Source organism: Devosia lucknowensis (genome assembly GCF_900177655.1).
Classification (GTDB): domain Bacteria; phylum Pseudomonadota; class Alphaproteobacteria; order Rhizobiales; family Devosiaceae; genus Devosia; species Devosia lucknowensis.
This window is the reverse complement of record NZ_FXWK01000001.1, coordinates 2,015,319-2,031,958: the sequence shown is the minus strand read 5'-3', so window position 1 is coordinate 2,031,958 and position 16,640 is coordinate 2,015,319. Positions and strand designations below refer to the sequence as shown.

Sequence of the window (16,640 nt, the reverse complement as noted above, 5' to 3'; positions counted from 1 at the left end):
GCAAGAGCCGCCACCGAGATGGTGGCGGCTTGTCTGGGTCAGACCGGGTAGCGCAGGATGGCGGCCAGATCGGCATCGCGCGGCAGATCCTGACGGCGCACAGCCATCACCTTGGCGCCCGACGCAAGGGCGCGGCCGGCGATCTCGTCTACAATCCCGTAGTCGAAGGCATCGTTGGTATCGGAGAATTCCACCGCACCGGTCTCCTCGTCCACATAGCCGCTGACCATATTGTCCATGTCGACCAGCAAAGTATCGATCGCGCCGAAGGTGGCAGCGCGGGCCGCGTCGGACAGGTCGGAAACCGCGCGGTTCTGCCCGGCCCGGCTTTCGAACAGCTCGGCAAAATCGCTGACGCGTCGGGCATAGCGCCCGTCGAGAACAGGGCGTGCCGCAGTAGCCAGTTCGGCTTCCGTCAATCGGTCCGGACTGCCAGCGATAGTGTCCGTCTCGAATTCGATGCCGCTTATCGATCGGACCATTGATGCGACCGGCTCGGTTGCCGCGAGGACGACGGGAAGGTCATCATTGGCGAGTACGGGACGCAGGGCCGCGTCGACGCGGCGGATGTACTTGGCGAGTTGGACCTTTTCGCCTTCGGAGCCGTGGATGCGACGGCTGGGCGAACGATCATTGATCGTCGCCTGATTGACGGAGTCGGCGGCGCCATCCGGCAGGCCGGGCACGCTGACCTCGACCGGCGGCAAATCGGCGGCGATCTTGATCAGGCGTACGGCATTTTCCGAAACTGCGAGAATGTTTGCGGCGTTGCGGAACGTCACTGCCCGCAATAGCGGTTTGAGATGGAAGCGGTCTGAAACCTCGACCATCTCGCTCAGCCTGTTGGCGAGGCGGAACGTGCGAATGGCATCGGGGGTAGCGAATATTGCGAGAGTATGCGCCTGGAAGCGCCAGAATTCGTTGTCGTCGGCGAGGTCGTCCAATTCTTCGCGCAACGCCTCCAGGCGCCGCTTGTCGAGACCTGCTTCGGTCAATTGCGCTATGGCTTCCTTGCCGAGGTTGCCCAAGCTTATGCGGCTCTTTTCGATATCCTGAGTGAGCGGCGTTGTTTCGAGGTAGATCGAGACACAGGCCTCGTCGCGGACGGCGCGAAGGGTGGTGAGATCCTTCTGGGTCGGAACATCGAGATAGAGCATGCTGGACAGGTCCTTTCCTGCTTGGGGTACGGGAATCGAACGTGTCGCAGACGTCAGGGTTTCGACTTCACCTGGCGATCTGGTCTGAACTTTTTGTCATTCCGTCAGCTCTGACATCGTCTTCAGTCGGCCGAGCATGCTTGCCGCATAGGCCGCGTAAGGTCCGATCCAGCGTTCGTGGATGGCGTGAACCGGGAGCGCGTCGAGATGGTTCCAGCGTTCCCGCCCACGTCTTTCGGCAACGACAAGGCCTGCTTCTTCGAGCACGCCAAGATGTTGCATGACGGTGCAGCGATCGAGCTCCGGAAATCGCGCGCAGAGCATGCCGGTTGTGAGCGTTTGCGCTTTCAGCTGGTCGAGGATGCGTCGCCGTACGCGATGGCCAAGCGCCTTGAAAATCAGGTCATCAAGATCGTCATTTGACATGTTATGAAATTATAACATAATGCCTCACAGGTCAACGGAGGACTGCGGTCATGGCGTATGAATTCACGGTGAAAGGACGAATTGCAAAGCCAGTGCACGAGGTTTTCGAGGCCGTGGCTGATCCAGGGGAGTTATCTGCTTACTTTACGACAGGCGGTGCGCAGGGCAGGCTTCAGACCGGAGCGACCGTGACTTGGGACTTTCACGACTTCCCCGGCGCCTTTCCGGTGCATGTGGTAGAGGTCGTGCCGGACAGGAAGATCGTGCTGCGCTGGGACGCCGCGCCCGATGACGACCCTGCAGGTCTCTACCAGACGACGGTGACGATGCTGTTCGAGGGGCTGGAGGATGGGCGGACGCTCGTGACCATCCATGAAGGCGGATTTCGCGAAACCGATGCCGGCCGCAAGGGTGCCTTCGGCAATTGCGAAGGCTGGACCGGCATGCTCTGCGCCATGCGCATATGGAAGGAGCACGGCATCCGCTTTCGCGAGGGGTTCTACAAGTAGACGTTAGCGCGGCGGTAAGGTTACGCAATCTTCAACACTTGGCGATAGCCTCTCAAGACCATGCGTAATGTGTTGTTGAGTATCGGTGGTCCTCCGCATCATTGGGTGCAGCATAATCTGCCCTGGCTGGCAGTGCTGGCCATGATGTTCGGTTTCGACAGGGACGAGACGGTGGACGAAGCGCCCCGTCACGACGGCTAGGGCAGGACCGCCTTCAGACGCAGATAGGCGATGCGCTCGACCTGCGCGCAGGCGGCGGCGAACTCCTCGGCTGCCGAACTGGCGACACGCCGTTCGAAATTTTCCAGGATCGACGCCTTGGTGTGGTCACGCACCGCGATGATGAACGGGAAGCCGAATTTTTCGACATAACTGGTGTTGAGCGCCGTGAAGTGGGCACGCTCAGCGTCGGTCAGGGCGTCAAGGCCGGCGGAGGACTGCTCGGCCGTGGATTCCGCCGTCAGCCGCTTGGCCGCTGCAAGCTTGCCGGCGAGATCGGGGTGGGCGCGCAAGACGGCGAGACGCTCCTCCGGCGTTGCCATGCGAAACTGGGTCCGCAGCGCGAAATGCAGGCCGATTGCGGTATCGTTGGCAGGACCCATCTCCGCTTCCCATGCACGCTCGGCGATCCAGTGTGAATGCTCGAAGATGGAGCCATAGCGCGAAACGAATTCCGCCTTTTCCAGCTGGCTGGGGATGACATCGGGCGCAACATAGGGATGATGCTCAGCCCAGTGGCGGGCTATGGCGAGACGCGTCGGCACCCAGACCTTGTCGAACGTGCCGATGTAGTCGACGAACTTCTTGAGACCCTGATAGCGGCCGGGCTGACCCACCAGCCGGCAATGAAGGCCGATCGACATCATTTTGGGCGAGCCTGCCTGGCCTTCGGCATAAAGGCAGTCAAAACTGTCCTTCAGGAACGTGAAATACTCGTCGCCATTGTCGAAGCCGGGCGCTGTTACGAAGCGCATGTCGTTGGCGCTCAACGTGTAGGGAATGATCAGCTGCGGCTTGCCGGCAATGACTTTCCAATATGGCAGGTCGTCGTCGTACGTGTCCGAAATATAGGCGAAGCCGCCCGCCTCGGCCACGAGATCAACCGTATTGAGGCTGGAGCGGCCGGTGTACCAGCCTTGCGGACGCTCGCCCGTAGCGATGGTGTGGAGGCGGATGGCCTCGGCGATCTGGGCGCGCTCGTCGGCGGGCGACATGTCCTTGTGCTGCACCCATTTGTAGCCGTGCGAGGCAATCTCCCAGCCGGCCTCCTGCATCGCGGCAAGCTGGGCGGGGGCGCGCATCAGCGCCGTGGCCACGCCGTAGATGGTGACCGGCAGGTTGGCTTCGGTGAAAAGGCGATGTAGCCGCCAGAAGCCGGCACGGGCGCCATACTCGTACATGCTCTCGACATTGGCGTGGCGCTGGTTTGGCCAGGGCTGGGCCCCGAGGACGTCGACCAGAAAAGCCTCGGAAGCTGCGTCGCCATGGAGGACGTTGTTCTCGCCGCCTTCTTCGTAGTTGAGCACGAACTGCACCGCGACATGAGCGCCGCCGGGCCAGTTGGCATGGGGCGGGGTCTGGCCGTAGCCATGCATATCGCGGGGGTAGCGGTTCATGAGCAGGTCTCATCGATTCAGTCAGGAGACCAATGGTATGCGCAAGCCGGTGGCGACCGCTAGTCCTGTGCCGCGGCCACCGTTTCGAGCTTGTCGAGGAAGCTTTTCCAGCCGGCATGGGCGCCGCCATAGGCCTGCTTCTGACTGGGGTGAAAGCCCGATTGCTCGACGCGCAGGTGCGTTCCGGAGACAGTCGGGGTCAGGGTGTAGGTGACGATGCTCTGGAGCGCGTAGAGCGGATCGTCATTGGCAAAATTCCATGTATAGGAAAGGCTGCGCTCTGGCTCGATCGCCAGCACTTCGCAGTCGAGGATGCCGCCCCACTCGCCACGCAGCTTGAACTTATGACCGACCTTGAGGTCAAAGTCGTTGTTCATCAGCCATTCGGAAATGAGGTGGGACTGTGTGAGCGCCTTCCAGATCCTGGATGCAGGTTGGGCGATCTCGCGCTCAACGACAACCGAGCGCAGTTCCGTGGAAGCAGACATGACCTAACTCCTACCTGTTGCCGTTGGCGGCAGAGGCGGCGCGGATGAGTGCCTGGAAGGCCGCCGCATCGATGGGCTCGGATTCGAAGAAGTCGATAGCGCGGCGGACATTGCCGTCCATGCTGGAATTGAAGAGGTGGTCGGGATCGTCGAGCGAAGCTCCCTTTGGGAAGGTCGTCTTCACGTAGCCCTTGTAGACCTCGCCGGTGCACAGGATGCCATTGTGCGACCAGACCGGCTTGCCCCACTTCCACTCTTCAACGACATCGGGGAGCGCCGTCCGGATGAGCTTGCGGATTTCGGCCAGCTTTGCGCCGCGCCAATCCGACAGATCGGCGATGCGCTTGTCGATCAGTTCCGTCGGCGTGGCGCCGGTCGCGAGGTCGGCTGCACTGTTCTTGCTGAACGTCATATTGTCCTCCGCTCAGAGTTTTTCACCAGGCAGGATGCTGGCCTGCCTCACCCAATCGGCGAACTGCGTTTCGTCGATCGTATCGTTTTCGTAGATATCGAGATAGCGCACTTTGGCCTGTTTCGAGGTGCCGGGCGGCAGCGGATCGAGCTGGCTTCCCTTGTGGAAGGCGACTTTCACATAGCGGGTGAGGCAGTGGTAGCTGACGAAGTAATGGTCCGGCTCGACGCCATAGAATGGCGTGTTCCACTTGACCGCCTTGAGGACGCCGGGAACGGTCTTTTCGATGATGGCGTCGAGGCTTCTGCCGACTGCGCTTTACCAGCCGGGCATTGCGGCGATGTATTGCTGTACCACGGCATCGCCATACCCCTTTGCGATCTGCGGGTTGCCGCCCGACAGCCGAACGATGCCATCCGGTCCGGGCTGCAACGCCGGGCGAGACTGCGCACTGCTTGCCATGGCTTACCCCACCATCGCAGGACGCCGACGCCGGGCATAGTGCTGCACGAACATGACAAGTCCGGACGCCAGGAGAAGGAAGAGCGGGGGCAGGGGTGCGTAGGTGACGAGCGGCGGGACGCTGGCGTAGCCCATCGTGCCAATGGCCACGAAGTTGGCCACCACGGCCAAGGTGAAGACTATCGAGGTCCAGCGGTGGAAGCTACGGACGAAGCGGGTCATTGGTCCATCCTTGTGAGCAGGTTTTCGAGGGCGTCGAGGCGACCTTCCCAGAAACCGGTCATCTCCCGGGTCCAATCCGTTAGCGGCGCGAGCGCCTCGATGCGGGCAGAATAGTGGGTCTGGCGACCTTGGGGACGATCTTTCACGAGCCCGGCCTGCTTGAGCACGGCGAGATGCTTGGAAACGGTCGGCTGTGCGACGCCGGCACTGCTGGTCAGCGTGCCTACGGTCTGTTCACCGCTTTTGCAGAGGTGCTCGAAAATGGCGCGTCGCGTGGGGTCGGCCAGAGATCTGAACAGGGCGTCCTGAAGGTCACTCATGTCATTCATTCGCGTTTGGCTATGAATCCAATCAATAGCTCGTTGGCTATGAATGTCAAGGCTGGATCGCACCCGGCAGGGCAAGACCTTCGAAAAAGGCCTTGGCGTGATCGTAGAAAATGGCGGGTGCCAGATGCAGGCTGCTGCCGGAACGCACCATGATCCCGAACCGGTTGGTCGGCAGGCCGCTGTCGCCGAGAGGCCGGAAGATCAGGCGGCCGGCAGCGATTTCGTGCTGGGCGCCGATCGGCGTCATGATGGATGCATAGTGGCCGCCGAGCGCCAGTTCGACGAGCAAGCGAATGGAATTGACCTCGACCATGGGCGGGGTGATGCCGGACGAGCCACGCAGGAATGGCTCGATGACCTCGCGGATGGAAATTTCGGGTTTGCCGACCGCCAGGGGGTAGTCGAGGCATTGCGCCACCGTCAGCCGATCGACGCTGGCAAGCGGATGGGCGGGGCTCATGACGACGCCGATCGAGACATCGCGGCGGAAGGCGATGTCGACCTGCCGGGGCGGCTTGGCAATGAAGCCGAAGCCGATATCGATGCGCTCGTCGACCAGCCGCTCGATCACTTCGGCGGACGGGATGATGGAGACGTCCAGCGTGAGGCGCGGGTAGCGCTTGCCGAAATCGCTTATGAGGTCGGGCAGGAAGGAAAGGCCTACGCTTTCGGCGGTGGCGATCCGAACCGATCCGGCGCGAACACCTCGCAACAGTTCGATCTCGGACACAGCCGCCTCGATAGGTGCTGCCAGCCGGCGTGAATGGCGGAACAGGATTTCGCCGGCCGGGGACAGCCGAAGCCGGCGCTTTTCCCGGAGGAACAGTGCAATGCCGAGGGCGTCCTCAAGCTGAGCGACCTGGCGCGTGACCGCGGACGAAGCGACATCAAGCCGTCGCGCTGCCTCGCGAATGGAGAGATAGGTGGCTACGGCGTTGAAGTAGATGAGCGACGGCTGGTGAAAGACGCGGGACAGGAGTGCCGCGGAGAGGGCATGCTCGCGGGGGCGGTCCGGTGGATGACGCATGTCGAACCTCAAGCCTCGATCTGTTGCTCCTTCGGCAGCATAATGCTCCCAATTTGAGAGTATCAAGAGCAAGTCTGCGTGCTATGGTGCTAGAGGGGAACGACGAACGCGCTCACTGCCAGGGCCCTCAAAGCCATATTCGGCCGCGGCGCGCAGAAGGAGCAGCACTATGGCGGGCGGAGCCCTCACCACCCACGTCCTTGATACCATGCACGGCACGCCGGCGCGCGGCATGCGGCTGGAACTGCATTACGTTCATGGCGACCACACCCATCACCTGGTCGACAGCTATACCAATGCCGACGGACGCGTGGACCAGCCTCTGCTCAGCGATCAATTCCAGCAGGGCGAATACGAAATCCGCTTCCATGTCGGGCAGTACTTCGAACGGATCGGGGTCGAGATCGAGACGCCTTTTCTGGACGTCGTGCCGATCCGATTCACGATCTCCGAAGACAGGCACTATCATGTGCCGCTGCTGGTCAGCCCCTTCGCCTACTCCACCTATCGCGGGAGCTGAGCCATGGTCGAAGTCGCCAATGCCATCCGGTTCCTGCTCAATGGCGAGGAGGTGACGCTAACGGATGTGGCGCCCGACCTGACGCTGCTCGACTGGTTGCGGCTTGAACGCCGGCTGCGAGGCTCCAAGGAAGGATGCGCGGAAGGCGACTGCGGCGCCTGCACGGTCCTGGTGGGCAAGCTGCTGGGCGAGGAAATCATTTATGACTCGGTGACGGCCTGTATCCGGTTCGTGGGCAGTCTCCACGGCACGCATGTGGTTACGATCGAACATCTGCGCGGAGAAAACGGTGCGCTGCATCCCGTGCAGCAGGCCATGGTCGATCATCACGGTTCGCAATGCGGCTTCTGCACGCCGGGCTTCGTCATGAGCCTTTATGGGCTCTGGATGCGCAATCCCGATCCATCGCGGGTTGCGATCGAGAAGGCTCTGCAAGGCAATCTCTGCCGCTGTACCGGCTACGCGCCGATCATCCGGGCGGGACAGGCGATTTCGAGCCATGGGCGGCCGGAAGGTGATCCGCTCTGGGCGGAACGGATTGCAGTCAAGGATAAGATTCGCGCCATGCATGACGGTCGCCGCGTTGAAATCGGCGAAGGCGACAGGCGAATCATCATCCCCGCAAGCCTCGATGATTTCGCCACCATATACGAGTCGTATCCGGACGCGCGGATCGTGGCTGGCTCGACCGATGTCGGCCTCTGGGTCACAAAGTTCATGCGGCCGATCGGCCCGGTGATCTTCATCGGTCACTTGCAGGAATTGAAGCGCATCGCCGACAATGACAGCGAAGTGCGCTTCTATGCTGGCGTGACATATTCGGAGGCCCTGCCGGTCATCGAGGCTAACCTTCCCCAGTTGAGCGAGCTCTGGAACCGGTTTGCGGGAGAGCAGGTGCGCAACATGGGGACGATCGGCGGCAATATCGCGAACGGTTCGCCGATCGGCGACACACCGCCGCCATTCATCGCGCTGGGCGCAAAGCTCAGCCTGCGGCGTGGCGAGCATCGGCGAGAGATCAAGCTGGAAGATTATTTCATTGCCTATGGCAAGCAGGACAGGCAGCCCGGCGAGTTCGTCGAGAGCGTCACCATTCCGTTGCTGCCAGCCGGTGAGACATTTGCGACCTACAAGCTCTCCAAGCGGCGGGAAGAGGATATTTCAGCGCTGTGCGGGGCCTTCCGGGTGTTCGTCAACGACGCAGGCACAGTGGGCATGGCACGGATCGCCTTCGGCGGTATGGCAGCAACACCCAAGCGCGCCAAGTCTGTGGAGACGGCACTGATCGGAAAGCCCTGGACCATGGAGACGGTCGAAGAGGTGGTTGCCCATTTCGCCGAAGACTACCAGCCGATCAGCGACATGCGGGCATCAGCCGACTATCGCTTGCTGGCGGCGAAGAACCTGCTGAAGCGCTTTTTCCTCGACAGCCAGGGACAGGGTGAGCGGCTGAAGCGGGAGGTGGCGTGATGAACAAGCAGAGCGCCATTTCTCTCGCGACTCTCCATCAATCAACCCGCCATGACAGCGGGCCAAAGCATGTCACCGGTACTGCCGAGTATATCGACGACATGATCGAACCGGTGGGCACGATGCATGCCTATCTCGGGCTGTCCACGCGGCCACACGCCGAGATCGTTTCGATCGATTTCTCGGCTGTGAAAGCTGCGCCGGATGTCATCGGTGTGCTTACGGCGGACGACATTCCCGGCGAGAACGACGTCTCGCCCAGCCATCGGCATGACGAACCGATCTTCGCCGTCGACACGGTGCAGTTCTGGGGCCAGCCGATGTTTGCGGTGATCGCGGAAACGCGCGATGCAGCTCGCCGGGCGGCACAGCTGGCGAAAATCGAATACCGCGACCGCGAATGGTTGCCCGACGTGCGTGCGGCGCAGGCGGCGGGCGGCAAGCTGGTGACCGATCCGCTCACGCTTGAACGGGGCGACATCGCAGCCGGGATGCAGGCGGCGCCGCGCCGCGCCAAGGGCGCCATTACCATTGGCGGGCAGGACCACTTCTACCTCGAAGGACAAATCGCCTTTGCGGTGCCGGGCGAAGACGAAGATATCGTCATTCATTCTTCGACCCAGCATCCGAGCGAGGTTCAGTTGATGGTCGCGCAGGTGTTGGGCATCCGGCACAATGCAGTGACAATCAATGTCCGTCGCATGGGTGGTGGGTTTGGCGGCAAGGAAACGCAGGGCAATCTCTTCGCGGCGGTTGCGGCTCTCGCGGCCAAGAAGTGGAACCGGGCCTGCAAGATTCGCCCAGATCGCGACGACGACATGCAGGCGACCGGCAAGCGGCACGACTTCGTGGTCGACTACGAGGTCGGCTACGACGACACCGGCAAGATTCTGGCGGTCGACGCTGTCTATGGCGCGCGCGCCGGATTTTCGTCAGACCTGTCCGGGCCAGTGACCGACCGTGCGCTGTTCCACGCGGACAATGCCTATTGGTATCCAGCGGTGCGCGTGCGGTCCGAGCCGCTCTACACCAATACGGTATCGAATACCGCCTTCCGGGGGTTTGGCGGTCCGCAGGGGATGATGGCCGCCGAGCGCTGGATCGAAGACATTGCCTATGCGCTGGGCAAGGACCCGCTCGATATCCGCAAGGCCAATTTTTACGGCACGGATACAGACAACGTGACGCCGTATCACCAGACGGTGGCGGACAATGTCGTCCATCGCGTGGTGGAGGAACTCGAAGCGTCGTCTGACTACGGGTCCCGGAGAGAGGCGGTACTCGCCTTCAACAGGACCAGCACGGTGCTGAAAAAGGGCATTGCGCTGACACCCGTGAAGTTCGGCATTTCATTCACGGCGACCTGGTACAACCAGGCCGGTGCGCTCGTGCACGTCTACAAGGACGGCTCGATCCATCTCAGCCATGGCGGCACGGAGATGGGGCAGGGGCTCTATATCAAGGTGGCGCAGGTCGTCGCCGATGCGTTCGGTGTCAATCTCGACACAGTCAAGATCATGGCGACGTCGACGGGCAAGGTGCCCAATACCTCGGCTACGGCAGCGTCATCCGGGTCCGATCTCAACGGCATGGCCGCTTTCGATGCTTGCCGGCAGATCAAGGAGCGGCTGATTGCGCATGCGGCCAAGCTCCACCAGGCGCAGGAGAGCGACTGCATCTGGGTACAGGGTGGGCTGCAGGTCGGTGCGGATTTCGTTCCCTTCGCGGAACTGGCGGCGTCGGCGTATCTCAACCGCGTGCAGCTCTCGGCCGCGGGCTTTTACAAGACGCCCGATATTCATTGGGACCGTGCGACCGGTCGTGGGCATCCCTTCTATTACTTCGCTTATGGCGCCTCGGTCTCGGAAGTAACCATCGATACGCTTACGGGCGAATATATCGTCGATCGGGTGGATATTCTTCATGATGTCGGGAAGTCGCTCAATCCGGCGATCGATATCGGCCAGGTTGAAGGCGGATTTATTCAGGGCATGGGTTGGCTGACGACCGAGGAGCTGGTCTGGGACGGCAAGGGGCAACTGCGCACGCATGCGCCGTCGACCTACAAGATCCCACTGGCGTCGGATGTGCCGCCTGTGTTCAACGTTCGTCTGGCGGAATGGTCGGTGAACAGGGAGCCGACCATCGGCCGGTCCAAGGCCGTGGGCGAGCCGCCCTTCATGCTGGCCATGAGCGTCGTCGAGGCCCTGGGAATGGCGGTTGCCAGCGTGGCGGATTATCGGGTGGCGCCGCAACTGGACACGCCGGTGACGCCCGAAAGAGTACTGATGGGCGTGGAGCGGATGAAGGGGGGAGCGACGCTGACATGACCGCCGCCACCGCGCTGGAAGCTTTCTTCGCTGCCAATCCCGACGCGATTGCGTGCGAACTGACTTCGGTGCGGGGATCCTCGCCGCGCGAACAGGGCACTTTCATGCTGGTGGGGCTCGGGGCGATCTACGGCACGATCGGCGGCGGGGCGCTCGAATACATGGTCATAGACCATGCGCGGCGGCTGATCGCCGAGGGGCGAGCCGAAGAGGCCATGGATGTACCGCTGGGTCCCGCGATCGGCCAATGCTGCGGCGGGCGCGTCAAAGTGGGACTGCGTTACGCGAACCCGGCGCTGCGGCGCGCGCTTCTGGCGCGGTTAGTCGCCGAGAAAGCGTCTCAATCCCATGTGTACGTGTTTGGCGCCGGACATGTGGGACGGGTTCTGGCGCAGATCCTGTCGCTGCTGCCGATCAAGCTCGAAGTCATCGACACGCGTCAGGAGGAGCTCGATAGCTTGCCGCCGGGCATTGCCCGCCGGCGGGTCGCCATGCCTGAGGCAGTGGTGCGCTCTGCGCCTTTTGGCAGCGCCTACGTCATCCTGACCCACGACCATGCCCTCGATTTCATGATTGCCAGCGAGGCGCTTGCGCGGGTGGACAGCCCTTATGTCGGCATGGTCGGCTCGCTGACGAAGCGGGCCAAGTTCAGCAGCTGGTATCTGGAACACGGTGGGGACCGTGCCGCCCTGGATCGACTGATTTTGCCGATCGGGGCGCAAGGGCTTGGGGATAAACGTCCCGGGGTTATTGCGGCACTAGCGGCGGCTGAAGTTATGGTCCAGATTGGGGGACGGGAAGCTTCAGTCGGGCACGGGTCCATCCCCATCAAACAGGGGATGGCGAGTGGATTCTGATATGCCCAATCGGCTCGAATTGAGCGGCATCACCAAGCAGTTTCCGGGCGTTCTGGCCAACGACAACGTGTCGTTCGTGGTCAAACCGGGCGAAATTCACGCTCTCCTGGGTGAAAACGGAGCGGGCAAGTCGACGCTGGTCAAGATGATCTACGGGATCATGCAGCCCGATGCCGGCGAAATCCGCTGGAACGGCGTTCCGGTGGTGGTGCCAAACCCCAAAGCGGCCCGCAAGCTCGGGATCGGCATGGTCTTCCAGCACTTTTCGCTGTTCGAGGCGCTGACGGTGCTGGAGAATATCGCCCTCGGCATGGATGCCAAGATCCCATCGCGCGAGCTCGAGGCGCGAATCCGGGACATCATGCAGACCTATGGCCTGCTGCTCGATCCACATCGTACGGTGGCGACGTTATCGGTTGGTGAGCGCCAACGTATTGAAATCGTTCGAGCTTTGCTGCTCGATCCGCGCCTGCTGATCATGGACGAACCAACCTCGGTGCTGACGCCGCAGGAAGTGGACCAGTTGTTCACCGTGCTGCGCAAGCTGGCGGCGGAGGGGTGCTCGATCCTCTACATTTCGCACAAGCTCCATGAAATCAAGGCGCTGTGCGATACGGCAACGATCCTGCGGGGCGGCAAGCTCGTGGATACCTGTGACCCCAAGCAGGAGACCAGTCGCTCGATGGCCGAGAAGATGATCGGGGCCGGGCTCAAGGATATCGTCAAGCCGGAAGCCAGGGTGTTCGGGGTACCGAAGCTGCATGTCAACGGACTGTCCATGCCAGCGCCGGGACATTTCGGGACTGCCCTCGACAGAGTCTGTTTCTCAGTGCGGGCGGGGGAAATCTTCGGGATTGCCGGTGTCGCCGGCAATGGCCAGAACGAATTGCTGCTGGCGCTCGATGGCGAACTGAGCAGCGATGCCTACGCGATCAAGCTCGGAGACGTGCCTGCGGGTGCATTGACGCCCAGCGAGCGCCGGAAGCTGGGCATGTGTTCGGTGCCCGAAGAGCGCAACGGCCACGGGGCGGTCAGCGGATTCAGCCTGGCGGACAATTCCATTCTCACGGCACGCGAACGTCCGGGAATGGTCAATCTGGGGTTCATCAACTTCGGCGCTGCAAGAAACTATACCGGCAAGGTAATCGCAGATTTTGCGGTCAAGGCTCTCGGTCCCAGTTCGACCGCTGGGTCGCTGTCGGGCGGAAATCTGCAGAAATACATCATGGGCCGCGAAATCCTGCAAAAGCCGAGCGTGCTCGTGGTGAGCCAGCCGACCTGGGGCGTCGACGCGGGGGCGGCGGCCGCCATTCATCAGGCGCTGGTGGACCTGGCCGCGGCGGGATCGGCGATCGTGGTCATCAGCCAGGATCTCGACGAATTGCGGGCTTTGAGCGACACGCTGGCCGTGATCAATATGGGGCGCCTGAGTGACGCGCGCCCGGTCAAGGATTTCAGCGTGGAAGAAATCGGCCTCTTGATGGGTGGTGTGCATGGCAAGGAGGCGGCAGCATGATGATGCCGTTCCGCCTGGAAAAGCGCCGCGATCCCTCGCAAGTCATGATTTATGCGACACCGGTCGCAGCTGTGCTGCTGACCATGATCGTGGGGGCGATCATCTTCTCGCTCATCGGTTTCGACGGGGTCGGGGCAGTGCGGGAAATCTTCCTCACGCCGCTGACAAATTCATTCAAGTGGCAGGACCTGGGGGTCAAGGCTGCGCCGCTGATCATCATCGGTGTCGGTCTATCCATCGCCTATCGCGCCAATGTCTGGAATATCGGCGCCGAAGGCCAGTACATCATGGGCGGACTGGCGGCCACATGGGTCGCGCTGTCGACGCATGGCATGGGCGGATGGTGGACGCTGCCGCTGATGGGCATCGCCGGCATGGCCGGTGGCATGGCCTATGCCGCCATTCCCGCGCTGCTGCGCACGCGCCTCAACGTCAACGAGATCCTGACCTCGCTAATGCTGACCTACGCGTCGGTGCAACTGATCTATTATCTGGTGCGGGCACCGTGGAAGGACCCCATGGGCATGGGCTTTCCGCAGACACGCCGCTTCGCCAGCGAGGCGCTGCTGCCCAACATATTCCCCGGCACGATCGTACATGCCGGGGTGCCGATCGCCATCATCGTGGCGCTGATCGCCTGGTTCGTCATGAGCCGCTCGGTGTTCGGCTACCAGATGAAGGTGGTTGGGGCGGCTCCGCACGCGGCCCGCTATGGCGGATTTTCGGAAAACAAGACGATCTGGCTGGCGCTGCTGGTATCGGGTGGACTTGCCGGTCTGGCCGGCATGCTCGAGGTCGCAGGACCATTCCAGCGCATGGTGCCAGGTTTCCCGACCAATTATGGTTTTACCGCCATCATCGTGGCCTTTCTCGGCCGGCTCAATCCGCTGGGTGTCATCTTCGCCGGTATCGTCATGGCGATCACCTTCGTGGGCGGTGAAGTGGCGCAGACAACGATCGGTCTTTCGAGTTCGGCGACCGGCGTATTCCAGGCCATGATGCTGTTCTTCCTGTTGGCGGGCGACATTCTCGTGCGCTACCGAATCAAGCGGCTCGCCCCGCAAGGGGAGGCGCGCGCATGACGACCGAACTCATCATCGCCATCATCGTGACGGTGGTCGGTGCTTCAACGCCGATTCTGATCGCCGCGATGGGCGAACTGGTGGTGGAAAAATCCGGCGTGCTGAACCTGGGCGTCGAAGGCATGATGCTGGTGGGTGCCATCACCGCATTCGTGGTGCTGTTTACCACCGGCAACCACTATCTCGCCATTCTGTGTGCGGCCGGCGCCGGCATCGCCTCGTCCATGATCTTCGGTTTCCTGACGCTCAGCCTGTCGGCCAACCAGACGGCCACCGGCCTTGCGCTGACCATTTTCGGCACGGGATTTTCGGCGCTCGCCGGACAGGGCTATTCGGCGCGACCGGTGACGCTGCTGGGTCCGCTGTTTCCCCCTGAAATCGCCATGCATCCGATCTGGCGCGTGCTGTTCGGGTATTCCGCGCTGGTCTATTTTTCCTTCGCACTCGTGATTGCCGTCTGGTGGTTCCTCAAGAGGACCCGTGCCGGGCTGATCCTGCGGGCGGTGGGCGAAAATGATCTGTCGGCGCATTCCATCGGTTATTCGGTCATCGGTGTCCGCTATGCGGCGGTGGCATTCGGCGGTGCAATGGCCGGTATTGCAGGTGCATGCTTCCCGCTGCTGCTGACGCCGCAATGGGCGGAACGCATGACAGCGGGCCGCGGCTGGATCGCCGTGGCGCTCGTGGTGTTTGCCAGCTGGAAACCATTCCGGCTGCTCGCTGGGGCGTACCTCTTCGGCCTCGTCATGACCATGGAGCTCTACGCCAAGGCCAGTGGCGGACCGCTATCGGCCATTCCGGCCGAGCTCTGGGCCGCAATGCCCTATATCGCGACCGTCGTGGTGCTGGTGCTGATCTCGATCCGCCGCGACCCTTCATCAAATGCACCGGCCTGTCTCGGCAGGCCGTTTCTGCCCTCGAATTAGGCTGGCACGGAATGACCAGCCTGATCAACAAAGCCCGTCATTCAGGAGAAAAATGATGACTCTGAACCGCCGTACACTGCTCAAGGCCGGTGCCGCCGCCGCGGCTCTGCCGCTGCTGGGCTCCAAGGCCTTCGCCCAAAGCGAACCGCTCAAGGTCGGCTTCGTGCTGATCGGCACCATCAACGACAATGGCTGGAACTTCGGCCACTCGGAAGGCGCCAAGTTCATGAAGGCCGAACTCGGTGATGCGGTCGCCGAGCCGACCATCGTCGAAAACGTACCGGAGGGCCCGGACTGCGAACGCGTGCTGCGCGAACTGGCCCAGTCCGGCCACAAGCTGATCTTCGCGACCAGCTTCGGCTATGGCGACTATGTCATCAAGGTTGCCCAGCAGTTCCCGGACGTGCGTTTCGAACACGCCACCGGCTACCAGCGCTCGGACAATGTTGCGACCTACAATGCGCGCTTCTATGAAGGCCGCGCCGTGTGCGGCACCGTGGCCGGTCATCTCTCCGAAACCGGCAAGGCCGGCTATATCGGCTCGTTCCCGATCCCGGAAGTGGTGATGGGCATCAACGCCTTCGTGCTCGCCGCGCGCAAGGTGAATCCCGAATTCACCATCACCCCGGTCTATATCTCGACCTGGAACGATCCTGCCAAGGAAGCCGACGCCGCACGCGCGATGATCGACCAGGGCATCGACATCATTGCCCAGCATACCGATGGTCCCGCTGCCCTGCAGGTGGTTGAAGAGCGCGGCGCAGTTGGCGGTTTCGGCCAGGGCGCCGACATGTCTGCCTTCGCACCAAACGCCCAGTTGACCTCGATCATCGACCATTGGGGCCCGACCTATGTCGAAAGCGCCCAGGCCGTGATCGACGGCACCTGGACCAGCGCAGACCGCTGGCCGGGGCTCAAGGAAGGCGAAGTGATGATCGGCGCCTACGGCCCGAAGGTCACCGAAGAGGTCAAGGCTGCTGCTGAAGCCGTCAAGCAGGGTCAGATCGATGGCTCGTTGCACATCTTCACCGGCCCGATCAACGACCATACCGGCGCCGAAAAGGTGCCGGCCGGCGTAACCCTGACCGATGCCGAACTGCTCAGCATGGACTGGTATGTCGAAGGCGTCATTCCGCCGGCTTGATCTGGCCTTTGATCCAAGGGCCGGCGGATCGCCGGCCCATTCTTCTCCCCATCGGGGAGAAGGTGGCGCATAGCGCCGGATGAGGGGGGTGCTGCCACGCGCGCTGCGTCTGTGGGAACATCCCCCTCACCCGTCTCGGGCTACGCC

At 62.1% G+C, this 16,640-nt stretch carries 17 protein-coding genes and 1 pseudogene; 9 read left to right on the top strand and 9 right to left on the bottom strand.

The features are described 5' to 3' along the window. Positions 1 to 38: 38 nt before the first annotated feature. Both CCK88_RS10010 and CCK88_RS10005 read right to left on the bottom strand, forming a co-directional pair. The gene (locus tag CCK88_RS10010; RefSeq protein ID WP_086470289.1) at positions 39 to 1,157 is read right to left on the bottom strand and encodes a baeRF11 domain-containing protein; all 1,119 of its coding nucleotides are present in this window, start codon (positions 1,155 to 1,157) and stop codon (positions 39 to 41) included. 96 nt (positions 1,158 to 1,253) lie between these two features. Beyond that, complete coding sequence (locus CCK88_RS10005) at positions 1,254 to 1,583, bottom strand: ArsR/SmtB family transcription factor (RefSeq protein ID WP_086470288.1); 330 nt, start codon at positions 1,581 to 1,583, stop codon at positions 1,254 to 1,256. A gap of 50 nt (positions 1,584 to 1,633) precedes the next feature. On the opposite strand from CCK88_RS10005, the gene CCK88_RS10000 reads away from it, so the two are divergent. Next, complete coding sequence (locus CCK88_RS10000) at positions 1,634 to 2,092, top strand: SRPBCC domain-containing protein (protein WP_086470287.1); 459 nt, start codon at positions 1,634 to 1,636, stop codon at positions 2,090 to 2,092. 197 nt (positions 2,093 to 2,289) lie between these two features. Here CCK88_RS10000 and puuE read toward each other — a convergent pair whose 3' ends face one another. From puuE to CCK88_RS09965, 7 genes and pseudogenes are all read right to left on the bottom strand, one after another. Then, positions 2,290 to 3,708: an allantoinase PuuE gene (puuE, locus tag CCK88_RS09995; RefSeq protein WP_086470286.1), complete on the bottom strand. Its 1,419-nt coding sequence runs from the start codon at positions 3,706 to 3,708 to the stop codon at positions 2,290 to 2,292. Between the two features lie 59 nt (positions 3,709 to 3,767). Further along, entirely contained in the window at positions 3,768 to 4,196 is a 429-nt protein-coding gene (locus CCK88_RS09990; protein WP_086470285.1) for an SRPBCC family protein, read from the bottom strand. 10 nt (positions 4,197 to 4,206) lie between these two features. Further along, positions 4,207 to 4,608 carry a DUF1801 domain-containing protein gene (locus CCK88_RS09985; protein WP_086470284.1) on the bottom strand — a complete coding sequence of 134 codons (402 nt, stop codon included), beginning with the start codon at positions 4,606 to 4,608 and terminating at the stop codon, positions 4,207 to 4,209. 12 nt (positions 4,609 to 4,620) lie between these two features. Next, positions 4,621 to 5,070: pseudogene (locus tag CCK88_RS09980) on the bottom strand (DUF1801 domain-containing protein). Between the two features lie 3 nt (positions 5,071 to 5,073). Continuing rightward, positions 5,074 to 5,292 carry a hypothetical protein gene (locus CCK88_RS09975; RefSeq protein WP_086470283.1) on the bottom strand — a complete coding sequence of 73 codons (219 nt, stop codon included), beginning with the start codon at positions 5,290 to 5,292 and terminating at the stop codon, positions 5,074 to 5,076. Beyond that, positions 5,289 to 5,612 carry an ArsR/SmtB family transcription factor gene (locus tag CCK88_RS09970; RefSeq protein ID WP_086470903.1) on the bottom strand — a complete coding sequence of 108 codons (324 nt, stop codon included), beginning with the start codon at positions 5,610 to 5,612 and terminating at the stop codon, positions 5,289 to 5,291. Before CCK88_RS09970 ends, CCK88_RS09975 begins: the two co-directional genes overlap by 4 nt. Positions 5,613 to 5,667: 55 nt before the next feature. Then, positions 5,668 to 6,648 carry a LysR family transcriptional regulator gene (locus tag CCK88_RS09965; protein WP_086470282.1) on the bottom strand — a complete coding sequence of 327 codons (981 nt, stop codon included), beginning with the start codon at positions 6,646 to 6,648 and terminating at the stop codon, positions 5,668 to 5,670. A 169-nt stretch (positions 6,649 to 6,817) separates the two neighbouring features. Between CCK88_RS09965 and uraH the strand changes: the two genes are divergently transcribed. From uraH to CCK88_RS09925, 8 genes are read left to right on the top strand one after another with little or no spacing between them, the layout of a single operon-like run. Continuing rightward, positions 6,818 to 7,168 carry a hydroxyisourate hydrolase gene (gene uraH, locus CCK88_RS09960; protein ID WP_086470281.1) on the top strand — a complete coding sequence of 117 codons (351 nt, stop codon included), beginning with the start codon at positions 6,818 to 6,820 and terminating at the stop codon, positions 7,166 to 7,168. Between the two features lie 3 nt (positions 7,169 to 7,171). Then, the gene (xdhA, locus tag CCK88_RS09955) at positions 7,172 to 8,638 is read left to right on the top strand and encodes a xanthine dehydrogenase small subunit (RefSeq protein ID WP_086470280.1); all 1,467 of its coding nucleotides are present in this window, start codon (positions 7,172 to 7,174) and stop codon (positions 8,636 to 8,638) included. Beyond that, positions 8,638 to 10,968 carry a xanthine dehydrogenase molybdopterin binding subunit gene (gene xdhB / locus CCK88_RS09950; RefSeq protein ID WP_086470279.1) on the top strand — a complete coding sequence of 777 codons (2,331 nt, stop codon included), beginning with the start codon at positions 8,638 to 8,640 and terminating at the stop codon, positions 10,966 to 10,968. The genes xdhA and xdhB overlap by 1 nt, the downstream gene beginning before the upstream one ends. Then, positions 10,965 to 11,825: a xanthine dehydrogenase accessory protein XdhC gene (gene xdhC, locus CCK88_RS09945; protein ID WP_086470278.1), complete on the top strand. Its 861-nt coding sequence runs from the start codon at positions 10,965 to 10,967 to the stop codon at positions 11,823 to 11,825. Before xdhB ends, xdhC begins: the two co-directional genes overlap by 4 nt. Before the next feature lies 1 nt (position 11,826). Further along, positions 11,827 to 13,341: an ABC transporter ATP-binding protein gene (locus CCK88_RS09940; RefSeq protein WP_086470277.1), complete on the top strand. Its 1,515-nt coding sequence runs from the start codon at positions 11,827 to 11,829 to the stop codon at positions 13,339 to 13,341. After that, positions 13,338 to 14,423, top strand: a complete 1,086-nt coding sequence (locus CCK88_RS09935) for an ABC transporter permease (protein ID WP_086470276.1) — start codon at positions 13,338 to 13,340, stop codon at positions 14,421 to 14,423. Before CCK88_RS09940 ends, CCK88_RS09935 begins: the two co-directional genes overlap by 4 nt. Then, complete coding sequence (locus tag CCK88_RS09930) at positions 14,420 to 15,349, top strand: ABC transporter permease (protein ID WP_086470275.1); 930 nt, start codon at positions 14,420 to 14,422, stop codon at positions 15,347 to 15,349. Before CCK88_RS09935 ends, CCK88_RS09930 begins: the two co-directional genes overlap by 4 nt. A gap of 55 nt (positions 15,350 to 15,404) precedes the next feature. Then, positions 15,405 to 16,493 (top strand): BMP family ABC transporter substrate-binding protein, encoded by a 1,089-nt coding sequence (locus tag CCK88_RS09925; RefSeq protein ID WP_086470902.1) that lies wholly within the window; start codon positions 15,405 to 15,407, stop codon positions 16,491 to 16,493. Positions 16,494 to 16,640: the final 147 nt, after the last annotated feature.

What these genes read in the sequence shown, in the direction of transcription:
- CCK88_RS09935 (WP_086470276.1), top strand. Translation starts at nt 13,338, where the DNA reads ATGATGATGCCGTTCCGCCTGGAAAAGCGCCGCGATCCCTCGCAAGTC.
- CCK88_RS09940 (WP_086470277.1), top strand. Translation starts at nt 11,827, where the DNA reads ATGCCCAATCGGCTCGAATTGAGCGGCATCACCAAGCAGTTTCCGGGC.
- CCK88_RS09970 (WP_086470903.1), bottom strand. Translation starts at nt 5,612, where the DNA reads ATGAGTGACCTTCAGGACGCCCTGTTCAGATCTCTGGCCGACCCCACG.
- uraH (WP_086470281.1), top strand. Translation starts at nt 6,818, where the DNA reads ATGGCGGGCGGAGCCCTCACCACCCACGTCCTTGATACCATGCACGGC.
- puuE (WP_086470286.1), bottom strand. Translation starts at nt 3,708, where the DNA reads ATGAACCGCTACCCCCGCGATATGCATGGCTACGGCCAGACCCCGCCC.
- xdhB (WP_086470279.1), top strand. Translation starts at nt 8,638, where the DNA reads ATGAACAAGCAGAGCGCCATTTCTCTCGCGACTCTCCATCAATCAACC.
- xdhC (WP_086470278.1), top strand. Translation starts at nt 10,965, where the DNA reads ATGACCGCCGCCACCGCGCTGGAAGCTTTCTTCGCTGCCAATCCCGAC.
- CCK88_RS09930 (WP_086470275.1), top strand. Translation starts at nt 14,420, where the DNA reads ATGACGACCGAACTCATCATCGCCATCATCGTGACGGTGGTCGGTGCT.
- CCK88_RS10005 (WP_086470288.1), bottom strand. Translation starts at nt 1,583, where the DNA reads ATGTCAAATGACGATCTTGATGACCTGATTTTCAAGGCGCTTGGCCAT.
- xdhA (WP_086470280.1), top strand. Translation starts at nt 7,172, where the DNA reads ATGGTCGAAGTCGCCAATGCCATCCGGTTCCTGCTCAATGGCGAGGAG.
- CCK88_RS09965 (WP_086470282.1), bottom strand. Translation starts at nt 6,648, where the DNA reads ATGCGTCATCCACCGGACCGCCCCCGCGAGCATGCCCTCTCCGCGGCA.
- CCK88_RS10000 (WP_086470287.1), top strand. Translation starts at nt 1,634, where the DNA reads ATGGCGTATGAATTCACGGTGAAAGGACGAATTGCAAAGCCAGTGCAC.
- CCK88_RS09925 (WP_086470902.1), top strand. Translation starts at nt 15,405, where the DNA reads ATGACTCTGAACCGCCGTACACTGCTCAAGGCCGGTGCCGCCGCCGCG.
- CCK88_RS09990 (WP_086470285.1), bottom strand. Translation starts at nt 4,196, where the DNA reads ATGTCTGCTTCCACGGAACTGCGCTCGGTTGTCGTTGAGCGCGAGATC.
- CCK88_RS10010 (WP_086470289.1), bottom strand. Translation starts at nt 1,157, where the DNA reads ATGCTCTATCTCGATGTTCCGACCCAGAAGGATCTCACCACCCTTCGC.
- CCK88_RS09985 (WP_086470284.1), bottom strand. Translation starts at nt 4,608, where the DNA reads ATGACGTTCAGCAAGAACAGTGCAGCCGACCTCGCGACCGGCGCCACG.
- CCK88_RS09975 (WP_086470283.1), bottom strand. Translation starts at nt 5,292, where the DNA reads ATGACCCGCTTCGTCCGTAGCTTCCACCGCTGGACCTCGATAGTCTTC.